This is a genomic window from Curtobacterium sp. 9128 (assembly GCF_900086645.1).
Taxonomy (GTDB): domain Bacteria; phylum Actinomycetota; class Actinomycetes; order Actinomycetales; family Microbacteriaceae; genus Curtobacterium.
On record NZ_LT576451.1, the window covers coordinates 1,655,822 to 1,675,866 of the forward strand.

The 20,045-nt window shown below is 70.2% G+C and carries 18 protein-coding genes; 11 read left to right on the top strand and 7 right to left on the bottom strand.

The features are described 5' to 3' along the window. Positions 1-45 precede the first annotated feature (45 nt). Together QK288_RS08020 and QK288_RS08025 are read right to left on the bottom strand one after the other, a co-directional pair. The gene (locus QK288_RS08020) at positions 46-450 is read right to left on the bottom strand and encodes a VOC family protein (protein WP_281267277.1); all 405 of its coding nucleotides are present in this window, start codon (positions 448-450) and stop codon (positions 46-48) included. 10 nt (positions 451-460) lie between these two features. Then, positions 461-889, bottom strand: coding sequence for a helix-turn-helix transcriptional regulator (locus tag QK288_RS08025; protein WP_281267278.1), 429 nt, complete (start codon positions 887-889; stop codon positions 461-463). 115 nt (positions 890-1,004) lie between these two features. Between QK288_RS08025 and QK288_RS08030 the strand changes: the two genes are divergently transcribed. The 5 genes from QK288_RS08030 to QK288_RS08050 are packed head-to-tail and all read left to right on the top strand — an operon-like array spanning position 1,005 to position 6,691. Continuing rightward, entirely contained in the window at positions 1,005-1,781 is a 777-nt protein-coding gene (locus QK288_RS08030) for a hypothetical protein (RefSeq protein ID WP_281267279.1), read from the top strand. A 60-nt stretch (positions 1,782-1,841) separates the two neighbouring features. Continuing rightward, on the top strand, positions 1,842-2,843 hold the full coding sequence (locus QK288_RS08035; RefSeq protein WP_281267280.1) for an ATP-binding cassette domain-containing protein: 1,002 nt from the start codon (positions 1,842-1,844) through the stop codon (positions 2,841-2,843). Next, positions 2,840-3,688 carry an ABC transporter permease gene (locus QK288_RS08040; RefSeq protein ID WP_281267281.1) on the top strand — a complete coding sequence of 283 codons (849 nt, stop codon included), beginning with the start codon at positions 2,840-2,842 and terminating at the stop codon, positions 3,686-3,688. The genes QK288_RS08035 and QK288_RS08040 overlap by 4 nt, the downstream gene beginning before the upstream one ends. A gap of 46 nt (positions 3,689-3,734) precedes the next feature. Then, on the top strand, positions 3,735-5,732 hold the full coding sequence (locus QK288_RS08045; RefSeq protein ID WP_281267282.1) for an amino acid transporter: 1,998 nt from the start codon (positions 3,735-3,737) through the stop codon (positions 5,730-5,732). Next, positions 5,729-6,691, top strand: a complete 963-nt coding sequence (locus tag QK288_RS08050; RefSeq protein ID WP_281267283.1) for an EamA family transporter — start codon at positions 5,729-5,731, stop codon at positions 6,689-6,691. The genes QK288_RS08045 and QK288_RS08050 overlap by 4 nt, the downstream gene beginning before the upstream one ends. A gap of 213 nt (positions 6,692-6,904) precedes the next feature. Here QK288_RS08050 and QK288_RS08055 read toward each other — a convergent pair whose 3' ends face one another. Next, entirely contained in the window at positions 6,905-8,590 is a 1,686-nt protein-coding gene (locus QK288_RS08055; RefSeq protein ID WP_281267284.1) for a long-chain-fatty-acid--CoA ligase, read from the bottom strand. 70 nt (positions 8,591-8,660) lie between these two features. Here QK288_RS08055 and QK288_RS08060 point away from each other — a divergent pair, with 70 nt between their 5' ends. Then, the gene (locus QK288_RS08060; RefSeq protein WP_281267285.1) at positions 8,661-9,587 is read left to right on the top strand and encodes an oxygenase MpaB family protein; all 927 of its coding nucleotides are present in this window, start codon (positions 8,661-8,663) and stop codon (positions 9,585-9,587) included. A gap of 72 nt (positions 9,588-9,659) precedes the next feature. On the opposite strand, the gene QK288_RS08065 is transcribed toward QK288_RS08060, so the two are convergent. The 4 genes from QK288_RS08065 to QK288_RS08080 all read right to left on the bottom strand — a co-directional run bounded on the left by QK288_RS08065 (position 9,660) and on the right by QK288_RS08080 (position 13,475). Beyond that, a complete protein-coding gene (locus QK288_RS08065; protein WP_281267286.1) occupies positions 9,660-10,688 on the bottom strand; it encodes an aldo/keto reductase in 1,029 nt (342 codons plus the stop codon). Further along, positions 10,685-11,251, bottom strand: a complete 567-nt coding sequence (locus QK288_RS08070) for a TIGR03086 family metal-binding protein (protein ID WP_281267287.1) — start codon at positions 11,249-11,251, stop codon at positions 10,685-10,687. The genes QK288_RS08065 and QK288_RS08070 overlap by 4 nt, the downstream gene beginning before the upstream one ends. 605 nt (positions 11,252-11,856) lie before the next feature. After that, positions 11,857-12,417 (bottom strand): YceI family protein, encoded by a 561-nt coding sequence (locus QK288_RS08075; RefSeq protein ID WP_281267288.1) that lies wholly within the window; start codon positions 12,415-12,417, stop codon positions 11,857-11,859. Positions 12,418-12,542: 125 nt separating this feature from the next. After that, positions 12,543-13,475, bottom strand: a complete 933-nt coding sequence (locus tag QK288_RS08080) for a hypothetical protein (RefSeq protein WP_281267289.1) — start codon at positions 13,473-13,475, stop codon at positions 12,543-12,545. A gap of 327 nt (positions 13,476-13,802) precedes the next feature. Here QK288_RS08080 and QK288_RS08085 point away from each other — a divergent pair, with 327 nt between their 5' ends. The 5 genes from QK288_RS08085 to QK288_RS08105 all read left to right on the top strand — a co-directional run bounded on the left by QK288_RS08085 (position 13,803) and on the right by QK288_RS08105 (position 19,960). Then, the gene (locus tag QK288_RS08085; RefSeq protein WP_281267290.1) at positions 13,803-14,807 is read left to right on the top strand and encodes an aldo/keto reductase family protein; all 1,005 of its coding nucleotides are present in this window, start codon (positions 13,803-13,805) and stop codon (positions 14,805-14,807) included. A 177-nt stretch (positions 14,808-14,984) separates the two neighbouring features. Next, a complete protein-coding gene (locus tag QK288_RS08090) occupies positions 14,985-15,497 on the top strand; it encodes a GtrA family protein (RefSeq protein WP_281267291.1) in 513 nt (170 codons plus the stop codon). After that, positions 15,494-16,978 (top strand): glycosyltransferase family 2 protein, encoded by a 1,485-nt coding sequence (locus QK288_RS08095; protein ID WP_281267292.1) that lies wholly within the window; start codon positions 15,494-15,496, stop codon positions 16,976-16,978. Before QK288_RS08090 ends, QK288_RS08095 begins: the two co-directional genes overlap by 4 nt. Before the next feature lie 8 nt (positions 16,979-16,986). Continuing rightward, complete coding sequence (locus QK288_RS08100) at positions 16,987-18,963, top strand: glycosyltransferase family 39 protein (RefSeq protein ID WP_281267293.1); 1,977 nt, start codon at positions 16,987-16,989, stop codon at positions 18,961-18,963. Positions 18,964-19,135: 172 nt separating this feature from the next. Further along, positions 19,136-19,960 carry a DUF4397 domain-containing protein gene (locus QK288_RS08105; RefSeq protein WP_281267294.1) on the top strand — a complete coding sequence of 275 codons (825 nt, stop codon included), beginning with the start codon at positions 19,136-19,138 and terminating at the stop codon, positions 19,958-19,960. Positions 19,961-20,045: the final 85 nt, after the last annotated feature.

Below are 20,045 nucleotides of genomic sequence, written 5' to 3' on the forward strand. Positions count from 1 at the left end.
CCGCCACGAGCCTCCCGTCCGCCTGCGGTCCGGTTCCGGACCTGCTCAGGCCTGGGCGATCCGGACCATGTTGCCAGCAGGGTCGCGGACGGCCGCGTCGCGGACGCCCCAGAACTGGTCGGTGGGCTCCTGGAGCACCTCGGCGTCGGCGCTCGCGGTGATGCGGTCGAAGACCGCGTCGAGGTCGCTGACGCGGAGCTGGAGCATCGACAGCGCGCCCTTCGCCAGGAGGGCGGCGAGGGCGTCCCCGTCCTCCTGGGAGCGGCCGGCGTGCGGCTCGGACAGGACGAGCTCGAGGTCGGGATGCGTGTCGCTGACCAGGGTCACCCAGCGGTGCCCGCCGTTCTCGACCTCGTTGCGGACGGAGAAGCCGATCGTGTCGCGGTAGAAGGCGACGGCGGCGTCGATGTCGTCGGCGAGCACGTGCACGCCGCTGATCTGGATGGTCATGCGACCGACCCTAGGCGGGCGTCCGCGCCCCGTGCTTCTCGGAAACTGCTCGCACCGGGCGCGTCACCACCATCGTGTGGCAGCTCCACATGCCCGACAGGGCCTCGTGGTCGGCGGCGCGGTACTCGGAAGGGGTCATGCCGACCAGGGCGGTGAAGCGCGAGGAGAACGACCCGAGACTCGTACAGCCCACCGCCATGCACGCCTCGGTCACGGTCACGTCCCCGGTGCGGAGCAGCGCCTGCGCCCGTTCGATCCGCCGGGTCATCAGGTAGGCGTACGGGGTCTCGCCGTAGGCGTCGCGGAAGCGCCGGCTGAAGTGCGCGGTGGACATGTACGCCGACGCGGCCAGGGCGGGGACGTCGAGGGGCTCGGCGTACTCGCGGTCCATCCGGCTCCGCGCACGGCGGAGTCGGCGGAGCTCGTCGAGGTCGGTCATGGTGTCATCCTCCTCGTTCACCGAACTCTGTGCGTGCACACAGTCACCGGTCGTCCGGCGTCCCTACTGTTGCACTCCACGGGCACCGTGCCCGGATCACGTTGGGAGCATCGACATGGGATTCCTCGACCGACTGCTCGGCCGCGAAGACCGATCGCAGCAGCAGGGGTGGAACGGGCAGCAGCAGGGCTACCGGTACGGGCAGCAGTCGTACGACGCGGCCCCGCCCGCCAGCGGCGCTCCCGGCGGCTCCGGTCCTGGTGCTGGCTCCGGTCCTGGTGCTGCCTCCGGTCCTGGCGCTCGGACCGAGGACCAGCAGGCCGTCGAGCGCTACCGCTACCTGCTGCGCACCGCGCCGCCGGAGCGGATCGAGGAGGTGCACGCCGAGGCCTTCGAGCGGCTCACGCCCGAGCAGCGCCAGATGGTCTACGACGAGTTCACCCGGACGGCTCCGGCCGGCGACGCACCCCGTGGTAACGACCCGCGATCGCTCGCGCAGTCGGCCACGCGGTCCGAGATCCGACAGCCCGGGTTCATGGAGCGGTCGCTCGGCGGGATGGGCGGCGGTGCCGGCGGTGCCTTCGGCCAGCGTCAGGGGCCGTCGTTCGGCAGCATGCTCGGTGCGTCGATCCTCGGGACCGTCGCCGGGTACGTCATCGGTTCGACGCTGATGAGCGCGTTCCTGCCCGATCCGTCCGGCTTCGACGGCGGCACCGACGCATCGGGGGATGCGGGTGACGGTGGTTCGGGGGACACTGGGGGCGACTCCGGTGACGGCGGCGCATCCGACGGCGGCGGGTTCGACAACGCGTCGTGGGACAGCGGCTCCGACCTCGGTGGTGGCGGTGGGTTCGACGACTTCGGTGGCGACTTCGGCGGGTTCGACGCCTGACCCTCCCGCTCGATCCGGCACCGACCCACTGGACTGTTCCATGTTCGACGAGGGAGCGGCATGGCCATCATCGAAGCCTCCGGGCTGACCAAGACCTATCGATCGAAGTCCGGGCCGGTGCACGCGTTGGCCGGACTCGACCTGTCCGTGCCGCAGGGCACCGTCACGGCGCTGCTCGGGCCGAACGGCGCCGGCAAGACCACGACGGTCAAGGTGCTCACGACGCTCATCAAGCCCGACAGCGGCACGGCGTCGATCGCCGGGGTCGACGTCGTGCGGGACCCCCAGGCGACCCGTCGGTCGATCGGGGTGTCCGGGCAGTACGCCGCGGTCGACGAGAACCTCACGGGGTTCGAGAACCTCGAGATGATCGGCCGGCTGTACCACCTCGGTGGCAAGGCGTCCCGTGCCCGAGCCCGCGAGCTCATCGACGTGTTCGACCTGTCCGAGGCGGGGGACCGCCCCGTGAAGGGCTTCTCCGGCGGTATGCGTCGGCGCATCGACCTCGCCGGTGCCCTCGTGATGAACCCGAGCGTGCTGTTCCTCGACGAACCGACGACCGGGCTCGACCCCCGCAGCCGACTGTCGCTCTGGGGCATCATCGAGCGACTCGTCGCCGACGGCGCGACCGTGCTCCTGACGACGCAGTACCTCGAGGAAGCCGACCGGCTCGCCGACGACATCGCGGTGATCGACGACGGCAGGGTCATCGCCGAGGGCACGGCCGACCAGCTCAAGGCACAGGTCGGCGGACACCGGGTCGTCGTGACGCTGGTCGACGAGACCGACGGTGACGCTGCGGTCACCGTGCTCCGGCGCTACGGCGTCGGTGAGGTGGAGGCATCCGGCGACGGACGCACCCACGCGATCGCGGTGGAAGCCGGCCCGACGGCGCTGCAGCGCGTGCTCGCCGACCTGGGCGAGGCCGGCATCGAACTCCACGACGCCGGCATGCGCCGCCCCACCCTCGACGACGTGTTCCTCCGGCTCACCGGGCACGCCGCGACCGAGGACGATGCCGACGACGCGCCGGCCGCCAAGCAGAAGGAGGCGGCACGATGACCGCCGTCGTCACCACGCCGGGCCGGCAGCTGCCGGTCGTCGTCACCTCACCCGTCGCGGTGTGGTTCGAGGACGGCTGGACGGTCACCAAGCGCAACCTCATCAAGATCAAGCGCTCGCCCGACATGCTCGTCTTCGCCGTGCTCCAGCCGATCATGTTCGTGCTGCTGTTCAGTCAGGTCTACGGCGGGGCCATCGCCGTGCAGGGCACCGACTACACGCAGTTCCTGATGGCAGGGATCTTCGCCCAGACCGTCGTGTTCGGCGCGACGTTCTCCGGCTCTGCGATGGCGCAGGACCTCAAGGAAGGGCTGATCGACCGGTTCCGGACGCTGCCGATGTCGTCGTCCGCGGTGCTCGTCGGCCGCACCAACAGCGACCTCGTCCTCAACACGATCTCGATGGTGATCATGATGCTCACCGGCCTGCTCGTGGGGTGGCGGGTGAACTCCTCACCGCTGGAGTTCCTCGCCGGCGTCGCGCTGCTGCTGCTCTTCAGCTACTCGTTCAGCTGGGTGATGGCACTGCTCGGCATGAGCGTGAAGACGCCGGAGGTGATCAACAACGCGTCGTTCATGATCCTGTTCCCGCTGACGTTCATCTCGAACGCCTTCGTCCCGAGCGACACGCTGCCGCTCGTGCTCCGCGTGTTCGCGGAGTGGAACCCCGTGTCCTCCCTCGTGCAGGCGGCCCGTGAGCTCTTCGGGAACGTCGGGTCAGCACCGGTGCCCGACATCTGGACGATGCAGCACCCGATCACCACCGTGCTCATCGGCATCGCCGTCATGCTCGTCGTGTTCGTGCCGTGGGCGGTGAACAAGTACACGCGGATCAGTTCGAAGTAGCCGCGGCGGCTTACGATCGTGTCGAACCGTCGACGCGAGAGGGCCCATGACCGCGACAGATGCCGAGCGTGCCGGCGAACAGGCTGCTGCCCGCGACGCCACCGAGCCCGGTCCGGACCGCACCACGCGGGTCCGGCGGTGGATGCTGCAGGGCTCCGACCAGGGGGCGTCCCACCAGGGTCCGCACCAGGTCGAGGTCGAGAAGACCCACTCGTGGTGGCGGGTCATGTGCCTCACGGGTGTCGACTACTTCTCGACGCTCGGCTACCAGCCGGCCATCGCGGCGCTCGCCGCCGGGCTGCTCTCGCCGATCGCGACCATCGTGCTCGTCCTCGTCACGCTCTTCGGCGCGCTGCCGGTCTACCGCCGCGTCGCCCAGGACAGCTTCCGCGGCGCCGGGTCGATCATGATGCTCGAGAAGCTCCTGCCCTGGTGGGCCGGCAAGCTGTTCGTGCTGGTCCTGCTCGGGTTCGCCGTGACGGACTTCATGATCACGATGACCCTGTCCGCCGCGGACGCGACGGCCCACATCGCCGAGAATCCCTTCACGCCGCACTGGTTCACCGAGATCCCGGTGCCGCTGACCCTGGCGCTGCTGCTCCTGCTCGGCGTGGTGTTCCTGCGCGGGTTCAAGGAGGCGATCGGCATCGCGGTCGGCCTGGTCGCCGTGTACCTGGCGCTCAACGCGGTCGTCGTCGCCGTCTCGCTCTGGCACGTGTTCGAGCGCCCGACCGTGGCGAGCGACTGGTGGAGCGGACTGACCGCACAGCACAGCAACCCCCTCGTGATGATCGGGATCGCGCTGATCGTGTTCCCGAAGCTCGCGCTCGGCCTGTCCGGGTTCGAGACCGGGGTCGCGGTGATGCCGCAGGTCCGCGGCGACGCCGCCGACGGCACGAGCCCCCGCCCCGAGGGCCGCATCCGCGGGACCAAGCGGCTGCTGACCGTCGCCGCGGTGATCATGAGCACGTTCCTCATCACCTCGTCGATCGTCACGACCTTCCTGATCCCGCAGCACGAGTTCCAGCCGGGCGGCGGAGCGAACGGACGCGCGCTGGCGTACCTGGCGCACGAGTACCTGGGCGGCGTGTTCGGGTCGGTGTACGACTTCTCGACGGTCGCGATCCTGTGGTTCGCCGGCGCGAGTGCGATGGCCGGACTGCTCAACCTGGTGCCCCGGTTCCTGCCCCGTTACGGGATGGCGCCGCAGTGGGCGAGGGCGACCCGGCCCCTGGTCATCATCTTCACGCTCATCGCCTTCGTGATCACGATCATCTTCCAGGCCAACGTCGACGCGCAGGGCGGTGCGTACGCCACGGGCGTGCTCGTCCTGATCACGAGCGCCGCCGTCGCGGTGACCCTGTCGGCCCGGCGCAAGCAGCAGAAGAAACGCACCATCGGCTTCGGCATCATCGCCGTGGTGTTCGTCTACACGACCATCGCGAACGTCATCGAACGCCCGGACGGCGTGCGGATCGCCGCGGTCTTCATCATCGCGATCGTGGTCGTGTCGCTGGTGTCCCGGGTGCGACGGTCGTTCGAGCTCCGGGCGTCGTCGATCGAGCTCGACGCGACCGCCAGGCAGTTCGTCGAGGCCGACGCCGACCAGTTCAGCTCGGTGTGCATCATCGCGAACGAACCGGGTGCGGGAACGGCGGCCGCCTACCGGTCGAAGGGGCGCGAGGAACGACGCGACTCCGGCATCCCGGCCCGCGTCCCGACGATGTTCCTCGAGGTGCTCCCGGCCGACTCGTCCGACTTCGAGGAGGACCTCGTCATCGAGGGGCACGTGGTGCACGGGTTCCGGGTGCTCCGGGTCCGATCCGGCAACGTGCCCAACACCATCGCGTCGACGTTGCTCGCGATCCGGGACATCGCCGGCGTGGTGCCGAGCATCTACTTCGAGTGGAACGAGGGCAGCCCGATCCGGAACGCCATCCGCTTCGTCTTCACCGGCGTCGGCGACGTCGCTCCGGTGACGCGTGAGGTCCTGCGCGAGGCCGAACCCGAGGTCAACCGCCGACCGAGCGTGCACGTGTCGTGACGGGCGCGGTCGACGCGGGCCGAGCCTCCCACCCGGTCGGCGGCATCGCCGCCGTCGTCGTCGCCGCGGCGGTGTGGGGGACCACCGGGACGGCGACGCACTTCGCTCCCGGCGTGCCCGCGTTCGTGTTCGGTGCCGTGACCTTCGGCCTCGGTGGCCTCGTGCTCGCCGGCCTGGCCGGTCGTGCCACGCTCCGTGCCGTGGTCGCTCCGGGGACGCGGGGCTGGGTCTGGCTGGGGGCAGCGGCGCTCGCCGTGTACGCGGTGGCGTTCTACGCGGCGCTGGCCGACGCGGGTGTCGCGCTGGGGACGACCATCGCGATCGGCTCGTCGCCCGTGTTCGCCGGACTCGTCGAGTGGGTCGCGGAGCGTCGTCCCGTGGCGCGGCGGTGGGTCCTCGCCACGGTCGTGAGCGTCATCGGGATGGTCGTCGTGACGCTCTCCCGCTCGTCGTCGAGCTCGTCCGGGTCGCTTGCGATCGGTCTCGGAGCCGCCCTGCTCGCCGGACTGACCTATGCGCTGTACTCGTGGGCGATCGCCCGCGGGATGGGCACGTTCCGGGCACCGGTGCCCGGTGGGCCGACGGCCGAGATCGTCTCGCATGTCGGGCCGAACGGACGGGGACTCGTCGGCGCGGTGTTCGGGCTCGCCGCAGTGCCGCTCGTGGTGCTCGTCGTGGTGTCCGGTCACGAGTACCTCGTCGTGCCGTCGGACTGGCCGGTGTTCCTCTACCTGGCGCTCGTGCCGACGGTGATCGGGCACTCGCTGTACGCGGTCGGGCTCAGGACGGTGACGGCGTCGGCCGCGACGCTGCTGTCGCTGTTCGAGCCCGTCGTGGCAGCGGTGCTCGCGGTGCTGGTCGTGGGGGAGCACCTCGGGGTCGTCGGGTGGGGCGGCATCGTGCTCGTCGTGCTCGGGCTGGCGTTGCTCGCGGTGCCCGGGCGGGCGTCGCGGCGCTGAGTGCTCGCGCGTCGGAACTCGGCGCGTGCCCGGTTGCGGACTCGGCGCGACGGCCGCATTTCGACTCGGAACGACAACGCCGCTGTCGTACGACGACGACCCTGTCGTTCGTTGCGCGGACCGGATGTTGCGGACGCGTGGGAGCGACATGCTCGCTGTCGTACGACAGCGAGTCTGTCGTTCCGAGTCGGCCCCGCGCGCCCGCCCCGCCGCCTACTCGCCCAGGATCTGGTCGCGCACCTTGCGCCGCAGCACCTTGCCGATCATCGAGCGGGGCAGGTCCTCCACGACGACGATCCGCCGCGGCACCTTGTACGCCGCCATGTGCTCGCGGGCGTAGGCACGGAGGGCCTCGGCGTCGAACGAGGACGGGTCGCGCGGCACCACCGCGGCGACGACCTGCTCGTTGCCCGCCTGGGTGATGCCGACGACGGCGACCTCGCGGACGCTCGGGTGCTTCACCAGGGCGTCCTCGACCTCGGTCGGGGAGACGTTGAAGCCGCCCGTGATGATGAGCTCCTTGAGCCGGTCGACGATCCGGACGTAGCCGTCGGCGTCGATCGCGACGATGTCCCCGGTGCGGAACCAGCCGTCCGCGGTGAAGACCTCATCGGTGGCCTCCGCCTTGCCCCAGTAGCCGCTGAACACCTGCGGCCCGCGGACCTGCAGCTCACCCGGCTCGTCCGTGCCGAGCACCCGGGTTGGCTCGTCCGGGTCGGCGACACGGGCCTCGGTCGAGGGGAACGGCAGGCCGATGGTGCCGAGCCGCCTGGCGTCGGACACCGGGTTCGCCATGATGACCGGAGAGCACTCGGACAGGCCGTATCCCTCCACCAGGTAACCGCCGGTGCGCGCCTCCCACGGCTCGACGACGTCCTTCGACAGCGCCATCGCCCCGGAGATCCCGATCTCGATGCCCTTGAGCGACACCTTCTTGGAGTCGGCGGCATGCTGCAACCTGGCGTAGATCGGCGGCACGGCGGGCAGGAACGTCGGCGGGTGCCGCTTCATCGCGGTGAGCACGAGATCCGGTTCGAACGCCGGGAAGAGCACCAACCGCGAGGCCATGCTCATCGCGAACGTCAGGCACAGCGTCAGTCCGTAGGCGTGGAACATCGGCAGGATCGCGTAGACGACGCTGCCGTCGCCCGGCTGGATCTGCGGAACCCATGCACGGGACTGCGCCGCGTTCGCGATGAGGTTGCGGTGCGTCAGGACGGCACCCTTCGGCGTCCCCGTGGTGCCGGACGTGTACTGGATGAGCGCGGTGTCGTCGGTGGACGGCCGGGCGTGCTTGCGGGACAGCCGGCGGGAGGACACCAGGTCGTCCCACTTCGTCGTGCCGCGGACCTTCGTCGTCAGCTTCGCGCGGGACTCCCGGGCCTTCGCCACGGGAAGCGTCAGCGCGAGCCGGGTGCTCCGAGGCATCGCCTTCGTCAGGTCGACGGACACGATGGCGTCCAGTCGAACGTCGGCGGGGAACTCCTGCAGCGTCGCGACGGACTTGTCCCACGCGATCGCCACCTTCGCGCCGTGGTCCTCGAACTGGTGCCGGAGCTCGCGCGGCGTGTACAGCGGGTTGTGCTCGACGACGATCGCCCCGAGCCGCAGCACCGCGTAGAACGCCACGACGTGCTGCGGGCAGTTCGGCAGCACCAGCGCCACCCGGTCACCAGCGGTCACGCCGAGCTTGCGGAGGCCGTTCGCCGCGCGGACGATCTGGTCCTCGAGCGTGGCGTACGTCGTCGTGCGCTTGAAGAACTCGAGGGCGACCTTTTTCGGGAACCGCTTCGCGGACTGCTCCACGAGGTCGAAGAGCGACCCGGTGGGCTCCTCGATGTCGTGCGGCACTCCTGGTGCGTAGGCGGCAAGCCAGGGACGGGGCGTGTCGATGCTCACCCGCCCAACCTAGCGGGGTGCCCGACCGCGGGCTGGGAACACACCCCGCCGGGCGGCGCACGATGAGGACATGTCCTTCGTCACCGGTGCACTCCGCTCCCGCCTCCAGGCCACGTTCACCGGCAGCACGACCGGTCGACCCGAGTGGGTGGACGAGCTCGAGCAGGGCACCGACGCCGGCTTCTTCGGACCGGGGTCGGCGACCTGGTCCGTGCACGGCGGCAACCACACGATCGTGGCCGGTGTCCGTGCGCTCCTCGTCCAGGCGCTGCACCCGGGGGCGCTCGCGGGTGTCGCCGACCACTCCCGCTACCGTGAGGACCCGTTCGGCCGCCTCGCCGGCACCATCCGCTGGATCTACACGGTGTCGCACGGGGACACCGCGACGGCCAGGGGAGCGAGCCAGTGGGTGCTCCGGCTGCACGAGAAGGTCCACGGCCAGTACGTCGACGGGCACGGGAGGACTCGGGACTACACCGCGAACGACCCGGACCTGGCGCGGTGGGTGCACCTCGCCTTCACCGACGCGTTCCTCAGGAGCGCCCAGCGGTGGGGAGACCCGATCCCGGGATGCGCCGACGCCTACGTCCGGGAGTGGGCGACCGCCGGCGAACTCATGCGCGTGGAGGACCCGCCGCGCAGCGAGGCCGAACTCCGCGCCCAGATGGACGGCTACCTCGACCGCGGCGAGCTGGCCGTCACACCGCGCACCCGCGAGGTCGTCCGCTTCATCCGCAACCCGCCCCTCGCCCGCATGCTGCGGCCCGGCTACCAGGCGCTGTTCCAGGGTGCCGTGTCGACCCTCGACCCCCGGCACCGATCGATGCTCGGGTTGCGCCAGGCGGCGATCGGCCCGGTGGAGCTGCCCGTCGGACGCGCGACAGGCATGGTCCTGGACGGCATCGGCGGCGTGCTCGGCAACCAGTCGGGGACGGAGCGCGCAGCGCTCCGGCGCATCGCACGGCTGGAGCGCGAGGCCGCGGAACCAGCGGCCTGAGACCCGACCAGATGACGGACAGGAGGCACGGTGCGGGCCCGCACCGTGCCTCCCGTCCGTCTGGTGGGCGCGTCAGAAACCGGACGGCACCCGGGGCGTGTACGCGGACTCGAGTCGCGTCACCTCGTCGTCCGTGAGGACGATCGACGCTCCGGCGACCGCGTCGTCGATGTGGTGCTCCTTCGTCGCGCCGACGATCGGGGCCGTGACCGCGTCCTTGCCGGCGACCCACGCCAGGGCGATCTGCGCCATGCTGACGCCGCGGTCGCTCGCGATCGACTCGACGGCGTCGACGATCGCGTGGTTCGCGTCCTCGTCCTGGCGGTAGAGCGTCTTGCCGAACTCGTCGGTGTCGGCGCGCGTGCCGGAGCCCTGCGCGTTCCACGGGCGGGTGACCTTGCCGCGGGCGAGCGGGCTCCACGGGATCACCGCGACACCCGTGGCGGCGCAGAACGGGTGCATCTCGCGCTCTTCCTCGCGCTCGAGGAGGTTGTACTGGTCCTGCATACTGACGAACTTCGTCCAGCCGTGCAGCTCGGCGGTGTGCTGCATCCGGGCGAACTGCCATGCCCACATGCTGCTCGCGCCGATGTACCGCGCCTTGCCGGCCTTGACGACGTCGTGCAGTGCCTCCATCGTCTCCTCGATCGGCGTCTTCGGATCGAAGCGGTGGATCTGGTACAGGTCGACGTAGTCCGTGCCGAGGCGGGTGAGCGAGGCGTCGATCTCGTGCATGATCGCCATGCGGGAGAGTCCGGCGCCGTTGGGCCCGGGGCGCATCCGGTTGAAGACCTTCGTGAAGACCTGGACGTCCTCTCTCGGGGCGAGTTCCTCCAGGAGCGTGCCGGTGATCTCCTCGCTGGAGCCGTCGGAGTACACGTTGGCGGTGTCGAAGGTGGTGATGCCCTTGTCGAACGCGTGCCGGACGAAGGGGCGTGCCTCGTCGATGCCGACGCTCCACGCGTGCGAGCCCTTCGTCGGGTCGCCGTAGGACATCATCCCGAGGATGACGTTGCTGATCTCGAGGCCGGTGGCGCCGAGTCGTGTGGTGCTTGCGTTGGCGTTCGTGTCGGTGCTGTTCGTCGGGTGGGTCGGGGTCATGCGTTCACCCTGGCATCGCGGCCTGTGACCGCGAGGAGGCGGACCTGGAGCGGTGCGTCCTCGCCGACCTCGACGGGTGCTGCGTACAGGCCGGTCTCGGCGAGTGACTCGATCTGCGGCTCGAAGTGGTGCCACACCGCCGCGACGAGTTCGTCCGGCAGCTGCTCGTCCGTGCCGGTCGCCCGCGCGAGGTCCCACGTGTGGATCGTGATGTCGCTCGTCTGCTCGGCGAGGTACTCTGCGGCGCTGACCACGTCGGTCGCGAGGTGGACAGGGGTGTCCTGCGGGGCGCGGTGCCACGCCTCGGTGGCGGCGCCCGCGAAGCGCTGCCACTCGGCCACGAGGTCGTCCCCGACGGGTTCGAGATCGGCCTCGGCCTGGGCGTAGTCGCACCCGGTGAGGAGGAGTGGGATCCACCGCTGCTCGTCGACGACGTGCGCGACGAGGTCCCTGGTGGTCCACTCGGAGTCGGGGGTCGGGGCGTCCCAGTCGGAGACGGCGGCGACGCGGCGGCCGAACTCGGCTGCGGCGACGGCTTGCAGCGCGATCCAGTCGGTGGCCATGGTGGTGCTCCTGTTCGTCACGGTTCGGCGATGTGTGGCGTGCAACCTCGGGGAGCCTTCGCGGATTCCCGGGGCCGTGGGTGGGTGGGTGCGTGCGTGCGGGGGTGGGTGCGTGCGTGCGGGCCGTCGGTGGGTGCGTGCGTGCGGGGGTGCGTGCCCAACGTACGCCGGCGCGGGTGCGGTCCGGTCGAGCGGGCGAAATACCCGGGAATCCTCGCGCGGGAACCCCACCCTTCCGCCCGCTCGCGTTCGTCCGGCGAAGGCTGCAGACCGTCCGCCGCCGAGCGGGCGAAATACCCGGGTAGCACCGCGCGGGAACCGCTCGAATCCGCCCGCTCGCGAGGAGCGGGCAACGGGAGGTTGCCGTCGTGGTCGTCGAGCGGGGGAAATGCCAGCGATCGTCCCGCGAGAACGCGGGTATTTCGCCCGCTCGGGTGAACGCGCGGGAGCGCCCGCGGGAGCGTGTGAGTTCGTCCCCCTGAACGCGTCGCGGCCGGGCGCGACGAAGCCCCGGCGCCATGGGGCGGTGCCGGGGCTTCGTCTCGGGTGCTGCAGTGTGGTGCGGTTCGGTTCCCTCGGTCAGAGAGCGAGCGTCCGGAAGAGACTCACGCAGCCTGGAGGACGAACTGGACGTCGAGGTTGATCGTGACCTCGTTGCCCAGGGTGAAGCCACCGGCCTCGACGGCTGCGTTCCAGTTCACGCCGAACTCGGTGCGGTCGATCTTGGTCGTCGCCTCGGCGCCGAACTTGACCTGGCCGTAGCCGTCCGTCGTGAAACCACCGAGCTCGGCCTTGAGGACGACCGGCTTGGTGACGCCGCGGAGGGTGAGCTCGCCGGCGATGTGCAGGTCGTCGCCCTTGGCCTCGATGCCGGTGGAGCGGAAGGTGAGCTGCGGGTGCTCTTCGGTGAGGAAGAAGTCGCTCGTCTTGAGGTGCTGGTCGCGCTGCTCCTGGCCGGTGTTCACCGAGGCCACGTCGATCGACGCCTCGACGGTGGACTCGAGCGGGTTCTCGGCGGTGACGACGGTCGCGTCGAAGGTCTCGAACTTGCCCTTGACCTTGCTGATCGCGAGGTGGCGGACCGAGAAGGTGACCTCGGAGTGGGTCGGGTCGATCTTCCAGGTGCCGGTGCGGTAGCCGGGAACGGTTTCTGCGGTGAGCGACATTGTGGTGTCCTTCCAGGACGAGTGAGTCGTGGTGACGCGAGCGACCGGATCCCCGGTCCATGCGCCCGCATCGAAGTTGATGCTACGCCATTGTGCACCCATTTGGTTGAAGCGTCAACCAATGTTCACCCGAGTGTCGCCGTGCGTGTGTCGTGCCGACCACCAGTGCCGACCGACAGCAACCGTCTGACACGTGCGACGAACTGCTCGATGAGCGCTCCGACGTCGTCTGCTGTGACCCGGACGAGCCACCAGTCGACGTCCTTCAGGTGCTCGCCACGCGTGAGGTCCTTCTTGAACGACCTGGCATCCGTTCGGTGGAGATCGCTCTCGTACTCGATCGCGACGCGTGCCTCCGGGTACGCGAGGTCGACGCAGGCGATCCACTGCCCGTCGACGATGACGTCGTGGTTGAGTGCAGGCTCGGGCAAGCCTCGGCGAACGAGGGCGAGCCGGGTCCGCGTCTCGCCGGGGGACCTGGAACCCGGTCGGATCTCGGCGAGTGCTGCACGGAGCTTTCGGATGCCCCGGATGCGACGTCGTCTGCGGACCGCTGCGGTCAGTTCTTGGAGCGTGAGCCAACCGAGCCACCCGACGAGAGCATCGCCGGCGATCACGAGCTCGTCGACCGTCAGCATCGTCCCCAGGGCGACGAAGGTGTCTGCAGGGTCGCTGATCGGGACGCCTCGTGAGATCGTCCGTCGCACTGTGCCGGCCCGGGCCCGATGTCCCACCGAGCCACGTACCCGGATCGCCTGATCGACGCCGATGGTCGTCACGTGGAGTCGTCGGTCGCGCTCGAAGCGGCGGGGGAGGGGTACGCCGATGATCGCCGCGGCGGTCACGTGGCTGAACACCTGGTCCCGCCGGAGCCGCGGAGCGAGGGCGCGGGCTCGTTCGTCCACCAGCACCGGGGTCGTCGGGGACCGGATCCCGTGGAACGGCCGGACGAGGTCCTTGGCGTCGAGGCGTCCACGGGGCACCCCTCGGTACAGCGCGTCACGGACGCGGAACGATGCGTCTCGGAGCGCTCCGGGGAGTCTGCGTCTGGCGGTCATCCCCACATGCTCGTGGCGAGTCGGCGTCGTCGGGGCGAGCCGAGCCTCCCGTGTGGATGGTCGCGGGCGTCGCCCGCGTGTGGAGGCCTGCCCGTCTCGGCGAACGGGCGAGATACCAGGGGTCGGAACGCGGTCAACGCGGGTATTTCGCCCGCTCGCGAACACCGCGGCCCACGCACACCCCCCCACACACGCACCCCCCACGCACACCCCCCGCACGCACCAACCCCCGCCCCGCACCCCACGCCCGCCCGCACCCCACGCCCCACCCCGGGAGGCACCCACGGGGCCACCCGGGGCCGAGCGCGCTCCAGTAGCGTCGGGAGCATGGAATTCAGGTACCTCGGCAACTCGGGACTCAAGGTCTCCGAGATCACCTACGGCAACTGGCTGACGCACGGCTCGCAGGTCGAGAACGACGTCGCCACCCAGTGCGTCCGGGCAGCGCTCGACGCCGGCATCACGACGTTCGACACCGCGGACACGTACGCGAACACCAAGGCGGAATCGGTCCTCGGCGACGCGCTCAAGGGCGAGCGTCGCCAGTCGCTGGAGATCGCGACGAAGGTGTACTGGCCGACCGGTCCGAAGGGGCACAACGACGTCGGACTCAGCCGGAAGCACATCCTCGAGTCGATCAACGGGTCGCTGACGCGGCTCCAGACGGACTACGTCGACCTCTACCAGGCACACCGGTACGACTACGAGACCCCGCTCGAGGAGACGATGCAGGCCTTCGCCGACGTCGTCCGACAGGGCAAGGCGCTCTACATCGGCGTCTCCGAGTGGACCGCCGACCAGATCCGCGCCGGTGCGGCACTGGCCAAGGAGCTCGGCTTCCAGCTCATCTCGAACCAGCCGCAGTACTCGATGCTCTGGCGGGTCATCGAGGGCGAGGTCGTCCCCACCTCCAAGCAGCTCGGACTGTCGCAGATCGTGTTCTCCCCGATCGCGCAGGGCGTCCTCACGGGCAAGTACAAGGCAGGCCAGCCGCTCCCCGAGGGCTCGCGCGCCACCGACGAGAAGGGCGGCGCGGACATGATCAAGCGGTACATGCGCGACGACGTCCTCGAGGCCGTCCAGCGCCTCCAGCCCGTCGCGGACCAGGCGGGGCTCACCCTGGCGCAGCTCGCGATCGCGTGGACGCTCCAGAACGACAACGTCGCGAGTGCGATCGTCGGCGCCTCGCGCCCGCAGCAGGTCACCGACAACGTCAAGGCGGTGGGCGTGAAGCTCGACGCGGACGCGCTCAAGGCCATCGACGACGCCCTGGGGGAAATCCCGGAACGCGACTCCGCGAAGAGCGTGAGCCCGGCGTCGCGCCCCGCGTAGACGCGACCCAGAACCGGACGGGAGGCACGGTGCCAGCTGGCACCGTGCCTCCCGTCCGTCGTTGCGGACCGCAACGCCCGTACCCCACATGAACAACGGATGTCGCGTTTCTGGCAGAACCCTGGGGATGTGCGTACCCCACCCAAACGGGGGGCAGCAGCCCACCGAATCGGCTGCATGACCTCGACTGACACCCTCGTTGTGGTGCCACCCGCACGGGTGACGTCCACGCTGCTGAGCCGCCTCCTGGCGACAGCCCGGCAGCTCGTGTCCTTCGGCGCCATCGGCGCGTTCTGCTTCGTCGTCGACCTCGGCGTCTACAACCTGCTGCGCGCGACCGTCCTCGACGACAAGCCCATCGGCGCGAAGGTCGTCTCGGCGGTCGTCTCGACCGCGGTCGCCTACGTGCTCAACCGCTTCATCACCTTCCGCGCCGAGCGCACCACCGGACGTCGCGAGACGATCCGCGAGGGCCTGCTCTTCGCGCTCACGAACCTCATCGGGCTCGGCATCGCCGCCGCCTGCCTCTACGTCTCGCACTACCTCCTCGGATACACCTCCACCCTCGCCGACAACGTCGCCGGCAACGGGGTCGGCCTGGTCCTCGGCACCGCGTTCCGGTTCGCCGCGTACAAGGCCCTCGTCTTCCGTTCCCACGACGCACGTCGCACGAAGGAGATCGTCGAATGACCGTCATCACGACGCTGGTCACGGCCGCTGGGCCGCTGCTCCAGCCGAAGGACCAGTCCGGGACGTCGGGCAACGTCCCGAACCGGGGCACCACGGACGTCCCGACAGGAGGCTCGGGGCAAGCCGCGCACGCCGCCTGGACGCTGGGCGAATGGGTCGGCTACTCCGCCCTCATCGCCATCTCGATCCTGCTCACGCTGGTCGCGCTGTCCACGCTCTGGTGGATGCTGCACGCGTGGCGGTCGCGTGACGCGCTGAAGCAGACGAGCTTCAGCGACACACCGCGTCCAGCGGCCCACCGCTTCACGCTCCTGGTGCCCGGGCGGCACGAGGAGGACGTGATGGGGCAGACGCTCGACATGCTCGCCACGCAGGACCACCCCGACTTCGAGATCATCGCGATCGTCGGCGAGGACGACCCCGGCACCGACCGGGTCGTCCGCGAGGCCGCCGAGCGGCACCCCGGCCTGATCAAGGTCGTGGTCGACGACACGCTGCCGAAGAACAAGCCGAAGGCGATGAACCTCGCGCTGCAGTACGCCACCGGGGACATCGTCGGCGTGTTCGACGCAGAGGACGAGGTGTACCCGAAGCTCCTCAGCCTGGTCGACTCGCGCTTCCAGGAGACCGACGCCGACGTCGTGCAGGGCGGCGTGCAGCTGATGAACTTCAAGTCCAGCTGGTGGTCGCTCCGCAACGTGCTCGAGTACTACTTCTGGTTCCGCTCGCGGCTGCACTTCCACGCCGAGTCGAAGTTCATCCCGCTCGGCGGCAACACCGTCTTCGTGACGAAGGAGCGCCTGGACTGGTCGAACGGGTGGGACGCGCACTGCCTCGCCGAGGACTGCGAGCTCGGCGTCCGGCTCTCCGCCGACGGCGCCAAGGTCGTCGTCGCGTACAGCCCGGAGGCGGTCACCCGCGAGGAGACCCCGCCGACCTTCGCCTCCCTGCTCAAGCAGCGGACACGCTGGAACCAAGGCTTCCTGCAGGTCCTCGAGAAGGGGGAGTGGAAGCAGCTCCCGTCGCTGAAGCAGCGGTTCTTCGCGCGGTACCTGCTGACGATGCCCTTCATCCAGGCGGCCACCGGCCTGCTGATCCCGCTCAGCGTGATCATGATCGCGTTCGTGAAGGTGCCGACGGTGATCGCGCTCATCTCGTTCATCCCGCTCGCGCCGACGCTGATGCTGCTCGCGGTCGAGATCGCAGGCCTCGGGGAGTTCGGGCGTCTCTACAAGGAGAAGGTCCGGATCCGCGACTACGTGAAGCTCGTGCTCGGCCTCGTGCCCTACCAGGTGTTCCTCGCCGCAGCAGCCGTCCGTGCCGTGATCCGGCACGCCAGGAAGCAGAACGGATGGGAGAAGACCGAGCACACCGGGCAGCACCGCACCGCGGCGCAGCAGCCCGAGGTCGTGGGCTTCCCGTCCGCGGTCACCAGCCCGGAGCCGGCGTTCGCCGGTGCATCAGCAGGAGGTGAACGATGACCGCCAGCATGACCAACACGACCGGCATCCCGATCCGCGGCATGCGCTCGGCGACCGGCGTCCGCGCCTGGTTCCAGGTGCACGCACGGAGCCTCGCGTGGGTCCTCCCCGTCGTCGCGATCGCCGCGCTGGTGCAGGCCTGGAACATGGGCGGCATCCCGCAGCGCATCGACGACGAGGGCACCTACACGGCCCAGGCGTGGGCGATCACCCACCTCGGCGAACTCACCCACTACACGTACTGGTACGACCACCCGCCGCTCGGGTGGATCCAGATCGCCGGCTACACCTCGCTGACCGGGGCGTTCGCGCGCTACCCGTTCGCCGTCGAGGCCGCCCGCGAGGCCATGGTGTTCTTCGCCGCGGTCTCCGCCGTGCTGGTGTTCGTCCTCGGCCGTCGCCTCGGGATGTCCCGACCGGCGAGTGCCGTGGCCGTGCTGGTGTTCGGCCTGTCGCCGCTCGCGCTGCAGTACCACCGCACCGTGTACATCGACAACGTCGCGACGCCGTGGCTCCTCGCCGCGTTCGTCCTCGTCCTGAGCCGCCGGCAGCAGCTCGCCGGGTTCGTCGGTGCCGCCGCCTGCCTGGGGATCGCGGTGCTCAGCAAGGAGACCTACCTGCTGGCGCTGCCGTTCCTCATCTGGATGGCCGTGCGTCGAGCCGACAAGAGCACGCGTCGCTACACGTTGAGCGTCGCGGGGGCCGTCCTCGCCGTGATCGGTGGCGGGTACATCCTGCTGGCCGCCGTCAAGGGCGAGCTCCTGCCGAGTGCCGGCAAGGTCAGCCTGCTCGAGGGCATCACCTACCAGCTCGGCAGCCGCGAGGCGAGCGGTTCGCTCTTCACCGGCGGCAGCCTGGCGAACGAGGCCGCATCCCAGTGGTGGGCGCTCGACCCGGTGTTCATCGTGCTCGGCTCGGCCGCGGCCGTCGTGGGGCTGTTCCTGCGTCGGGTCCGTCCGATCGCCGCGATGCTCGTCTTCCTGCTGCTCTTCATGTTCCGGCCGAACGGGTACCTGCCCGTGCCGTACGTCATCATGCTCGTGCCGTTCGGGGCCGTCCTCGTGGCGTTCGTCGCCGAGCGGGCCGTGCTCGCCGTCAGCGGCAAGACCGCCTTCCTCGCGAGGAACCGGGTTCGCGGAGCATCGCGTCGGGTCCTCGGTGGGGCATGGGCGCTCGCAACTGCCGCTGCGCTCGTCGTCGCCGTGCCGCTCTGGGGATCGCAGCTCCGCGGCTTCCTCGTGACCGACCTCGACAAGCCGATGGCGCAGGCGGAGAACTGGATCGGCGACAACGTCGACAAGCGCTCCCGGATGCTCGTCGACGACGCGATGTGGGTGGACCTCGTGAACGACGGCTTCGCCAGGAACAACGTGGTCTGGTACTACAAGCTCGACACCGACGGAGCCGTCGAACGCCAGTCGCCGAACGGTTGGAAGGACTCCGACTACGTCGTGACGACGGACTCGATGCGCACCGGCGGGAACTCCTCGACGGACGTGCGCCAGGCGATCCAGAACTCCACGAGCGTCGCGTCCTTCGGCACCGGCAACCAGAAGGTCGACGTCCGGCAGATCAACTCCGAGGGCCAGGCAGCCGCCGACAAGGCGATCACGAAGGCCGCGGACCAGCGGAAGACGCTCGGCACGCAGCTCGCGGACAACCCGGCGCTCATGGCGGATGCCGGTACCCGGTCGCAGTTCCGGGCAGGGCAGGTCGACTCCCGGGCGATGATCGCTCTCGGGCAGGTCCTCGCCGACGATTCCGTCCGGGTCGACCGGTTCACGCCGCTCACCGGCGAGGACGGCCAGACGTTCCGCCGCGTGGTCGTGCACACGTCGGACGCCGCCGCGGCGAAGCGCACCGAGGCCACCCTCGGGGCGATGGGCAGCGCGTTCCGCCCGACCTCGGTCGAGCGTCACGGCACCACCCTGACGGTCGTGTTCCCGACGACCGACCCCACCACGACCGCGGTCAGCACCTCGTGACCCGCGCGTCCGCCGCCCGACCCCGCGGCCCCGCCGCCCCGCGAGCGGGCGAAATACCCGGGCGGCTCCCGCGCACGACCGCGGTATCTCGCCCGCTCGCGGCGGGGGCGGCCCGCGAGAACACACCCTGACCCGGAACGACCAGCACGATCCGACCCGAAGGAGCACCACCATGCACACCTCCGCACACACCCAGCGCCGCCGCGTCGCCATCGTGGGCGCCCTCGCCGCGACCCTCGTCGCCGCGACCGTCGGCCTCGCAGCTCCCCAGTCCGCCAGCGCCGCCACCGACACCGGGTGGCTGCGCGTCGGGCACCTCTCCCCGGACACGAAAGGCGTCGACGTCGAACTGTCGAGCCTGTCCGGCGGCAAGAAGGTGTTCGAGCTCGACGACGTCACCTACGGCCAGGTCAGCGGGTACCAGACGCTCGCGGCCGGCACCTACGTGCTCTCGATGCGTGCATCGGACGCGCCGGACTCCACGCCGGTCATCTCCACCGACGTGACGGTCCAGGGCGGCAACGCGAGCACCGTCGTCGCCTACGGCAAGAACAAGAGCCTGAAGACGGCCGCGTTCACCGACGACCTGCAGCAGCCCGGTAACGGCAAGTCGAAGCTCCGGCTCGTCCAGGCCGCGACGACCGCCAAGAAGGTCGACGTCACCACCTCGACCGGCACGAAGATCGCCACCGACGCCGCGTTCGGCTCGGCCTCGCAGTACGCGACCGTCGCCTCGGGCAAGTGGGACCTCGACCTGTCCGGCGGCGGGCAGACCGGCTCGGCGGACGTCGACCTCGCTGGCAACACCGTCTCGACGCTCTTCGTGCTCGACGACAGCAAGGGCGACCTGACGGTCGTCCCCGTCACGGACGCCGCGGCCACCGCCGCGACGCCGACGGGCGGCGTCCAGACGGGTGGGGGCGGCACCGCCGCCGACCGCCCCGCCACGGACGCGGTCCACGCTGCCGTCGCCGCGATCCGCGCACTGTTCCACTGATCCGTACTGGAGGCCCTGATCACCGCCGCCGATCGGCGAACGTGATCCGGGCCTCCAGTCAGACCGACTCCCCACCAGCAGAAAG

Bases quoted from the DNA above. Each gene is read 5' to 3' on its own strand.
- QK288_RS08020 (WP_281267277.1), bottom strand. From the start codon at position 450: ATGACCATCCAGATCAGCGGCGTGCACGTGCTCGCCGACGACATCGAC.
- QK288_RS08025 (WP_281267278.1), bottom strand. From the start codon at position 889: ATGACCGACCTCGACGAGCTCCGCCGACTCCGCCGTGCGCGGAGCCGG.
- QK288_RS08030 (WP_281267279.1), top strand. From the start codon at position 1,005: ATGGGATTCCTCGACCGACTGCTCGGCCGCGAAGACCGATCGCAGCAG.
- QK288_RS08035 (WP_281267280.1), top strand. From the start codon at position 1,842: ATGGCCATCATCGAAGCCTCCGGGCTGACCAAGACCTATCGATCGAAG.
- QK288_RS08040 (WP_281267281.1), top strand. From the start codon at position 2,840: ATGACCGCCGTCGTCACCACGCCGGGCCGGCAGCTGCCGGTCGTCGTC.
- QK288_RS08045 (WP_281267282.1), top strand. From the start codon at position 3,735: ATGACCGCGACAGATGCCGAGCGTGCCGGCGAACAGGCTGCTGCCCGC.
- QK288_RS08060 (WP_281267285.1), top strand. From the start codon at position 8,661: ATGTCCTTCGTCACCGGTGCACTCCGCTCCCGCCTCCAGGCCACGTTC.
- QK288_RS08065 (WP_281267286.1), bottom strand. From the start codon at position 10,688: ATGACCCCGACCCACCCGACGAACAGCACCGACACGAACGCCAACGCA.
- QK288_RS08070 (WP_281267287.1), bottom strand. From the start codon at position 11,251: ATGGCCACCGACTGGATCGCGCTGCAAGCCGTCGCCGCAGCCGAGTTC.
- QK288_RS08075 (WP_281267288.1), bottom strand. From the start codon at position 12,417: ATGTCGCTCACCGCAGAAACCGTTCCCGGCTACCGCACCGGCACCTGG.
- QK288_RS08080 (WP_281267289.1), bottom strand. From the start codon at position 13,475: ATGACCGCCAGACGCAGACTCCCCGGAGCGCTCCGAGACGCATCGTTC.
- QK288_RS08085 (WP_281267290.1), top strand. From the start codon at position 13,803: ATGGAATTCAGGTACCTCGGCAACTCGGGACTCAAGGTCTCCGAGATC.
- QK288_RS08090 (WP_281267291.1), top strand. From the start codon at position 14,985: ATGACCTCGACTGACACCCTCGTTGTGGTGCCACCCGCACGGGTGACG.
- QK288_RS08095 (WP_281267292.1), top strand. From the start codon at position 15,494: ATGACCGTCATCACGACGCTGGTCACGGCCGCTGGGCCGCTGCTCCAG.
- QK288_RS08100 (WP_281267293.1), top strand. From the start codon at position 16,987: ATGACCAACACGACCGGCATCCCGATCCGCGGCATGCGCTCGGCGACC.
- QK288_RS08105 (WP_281267294.1), top strand. From the start codon at position 19,136: ATGCACACCTCCGCACACACCCAGCGCCGCCGCGTCGCCATCGTGGGC.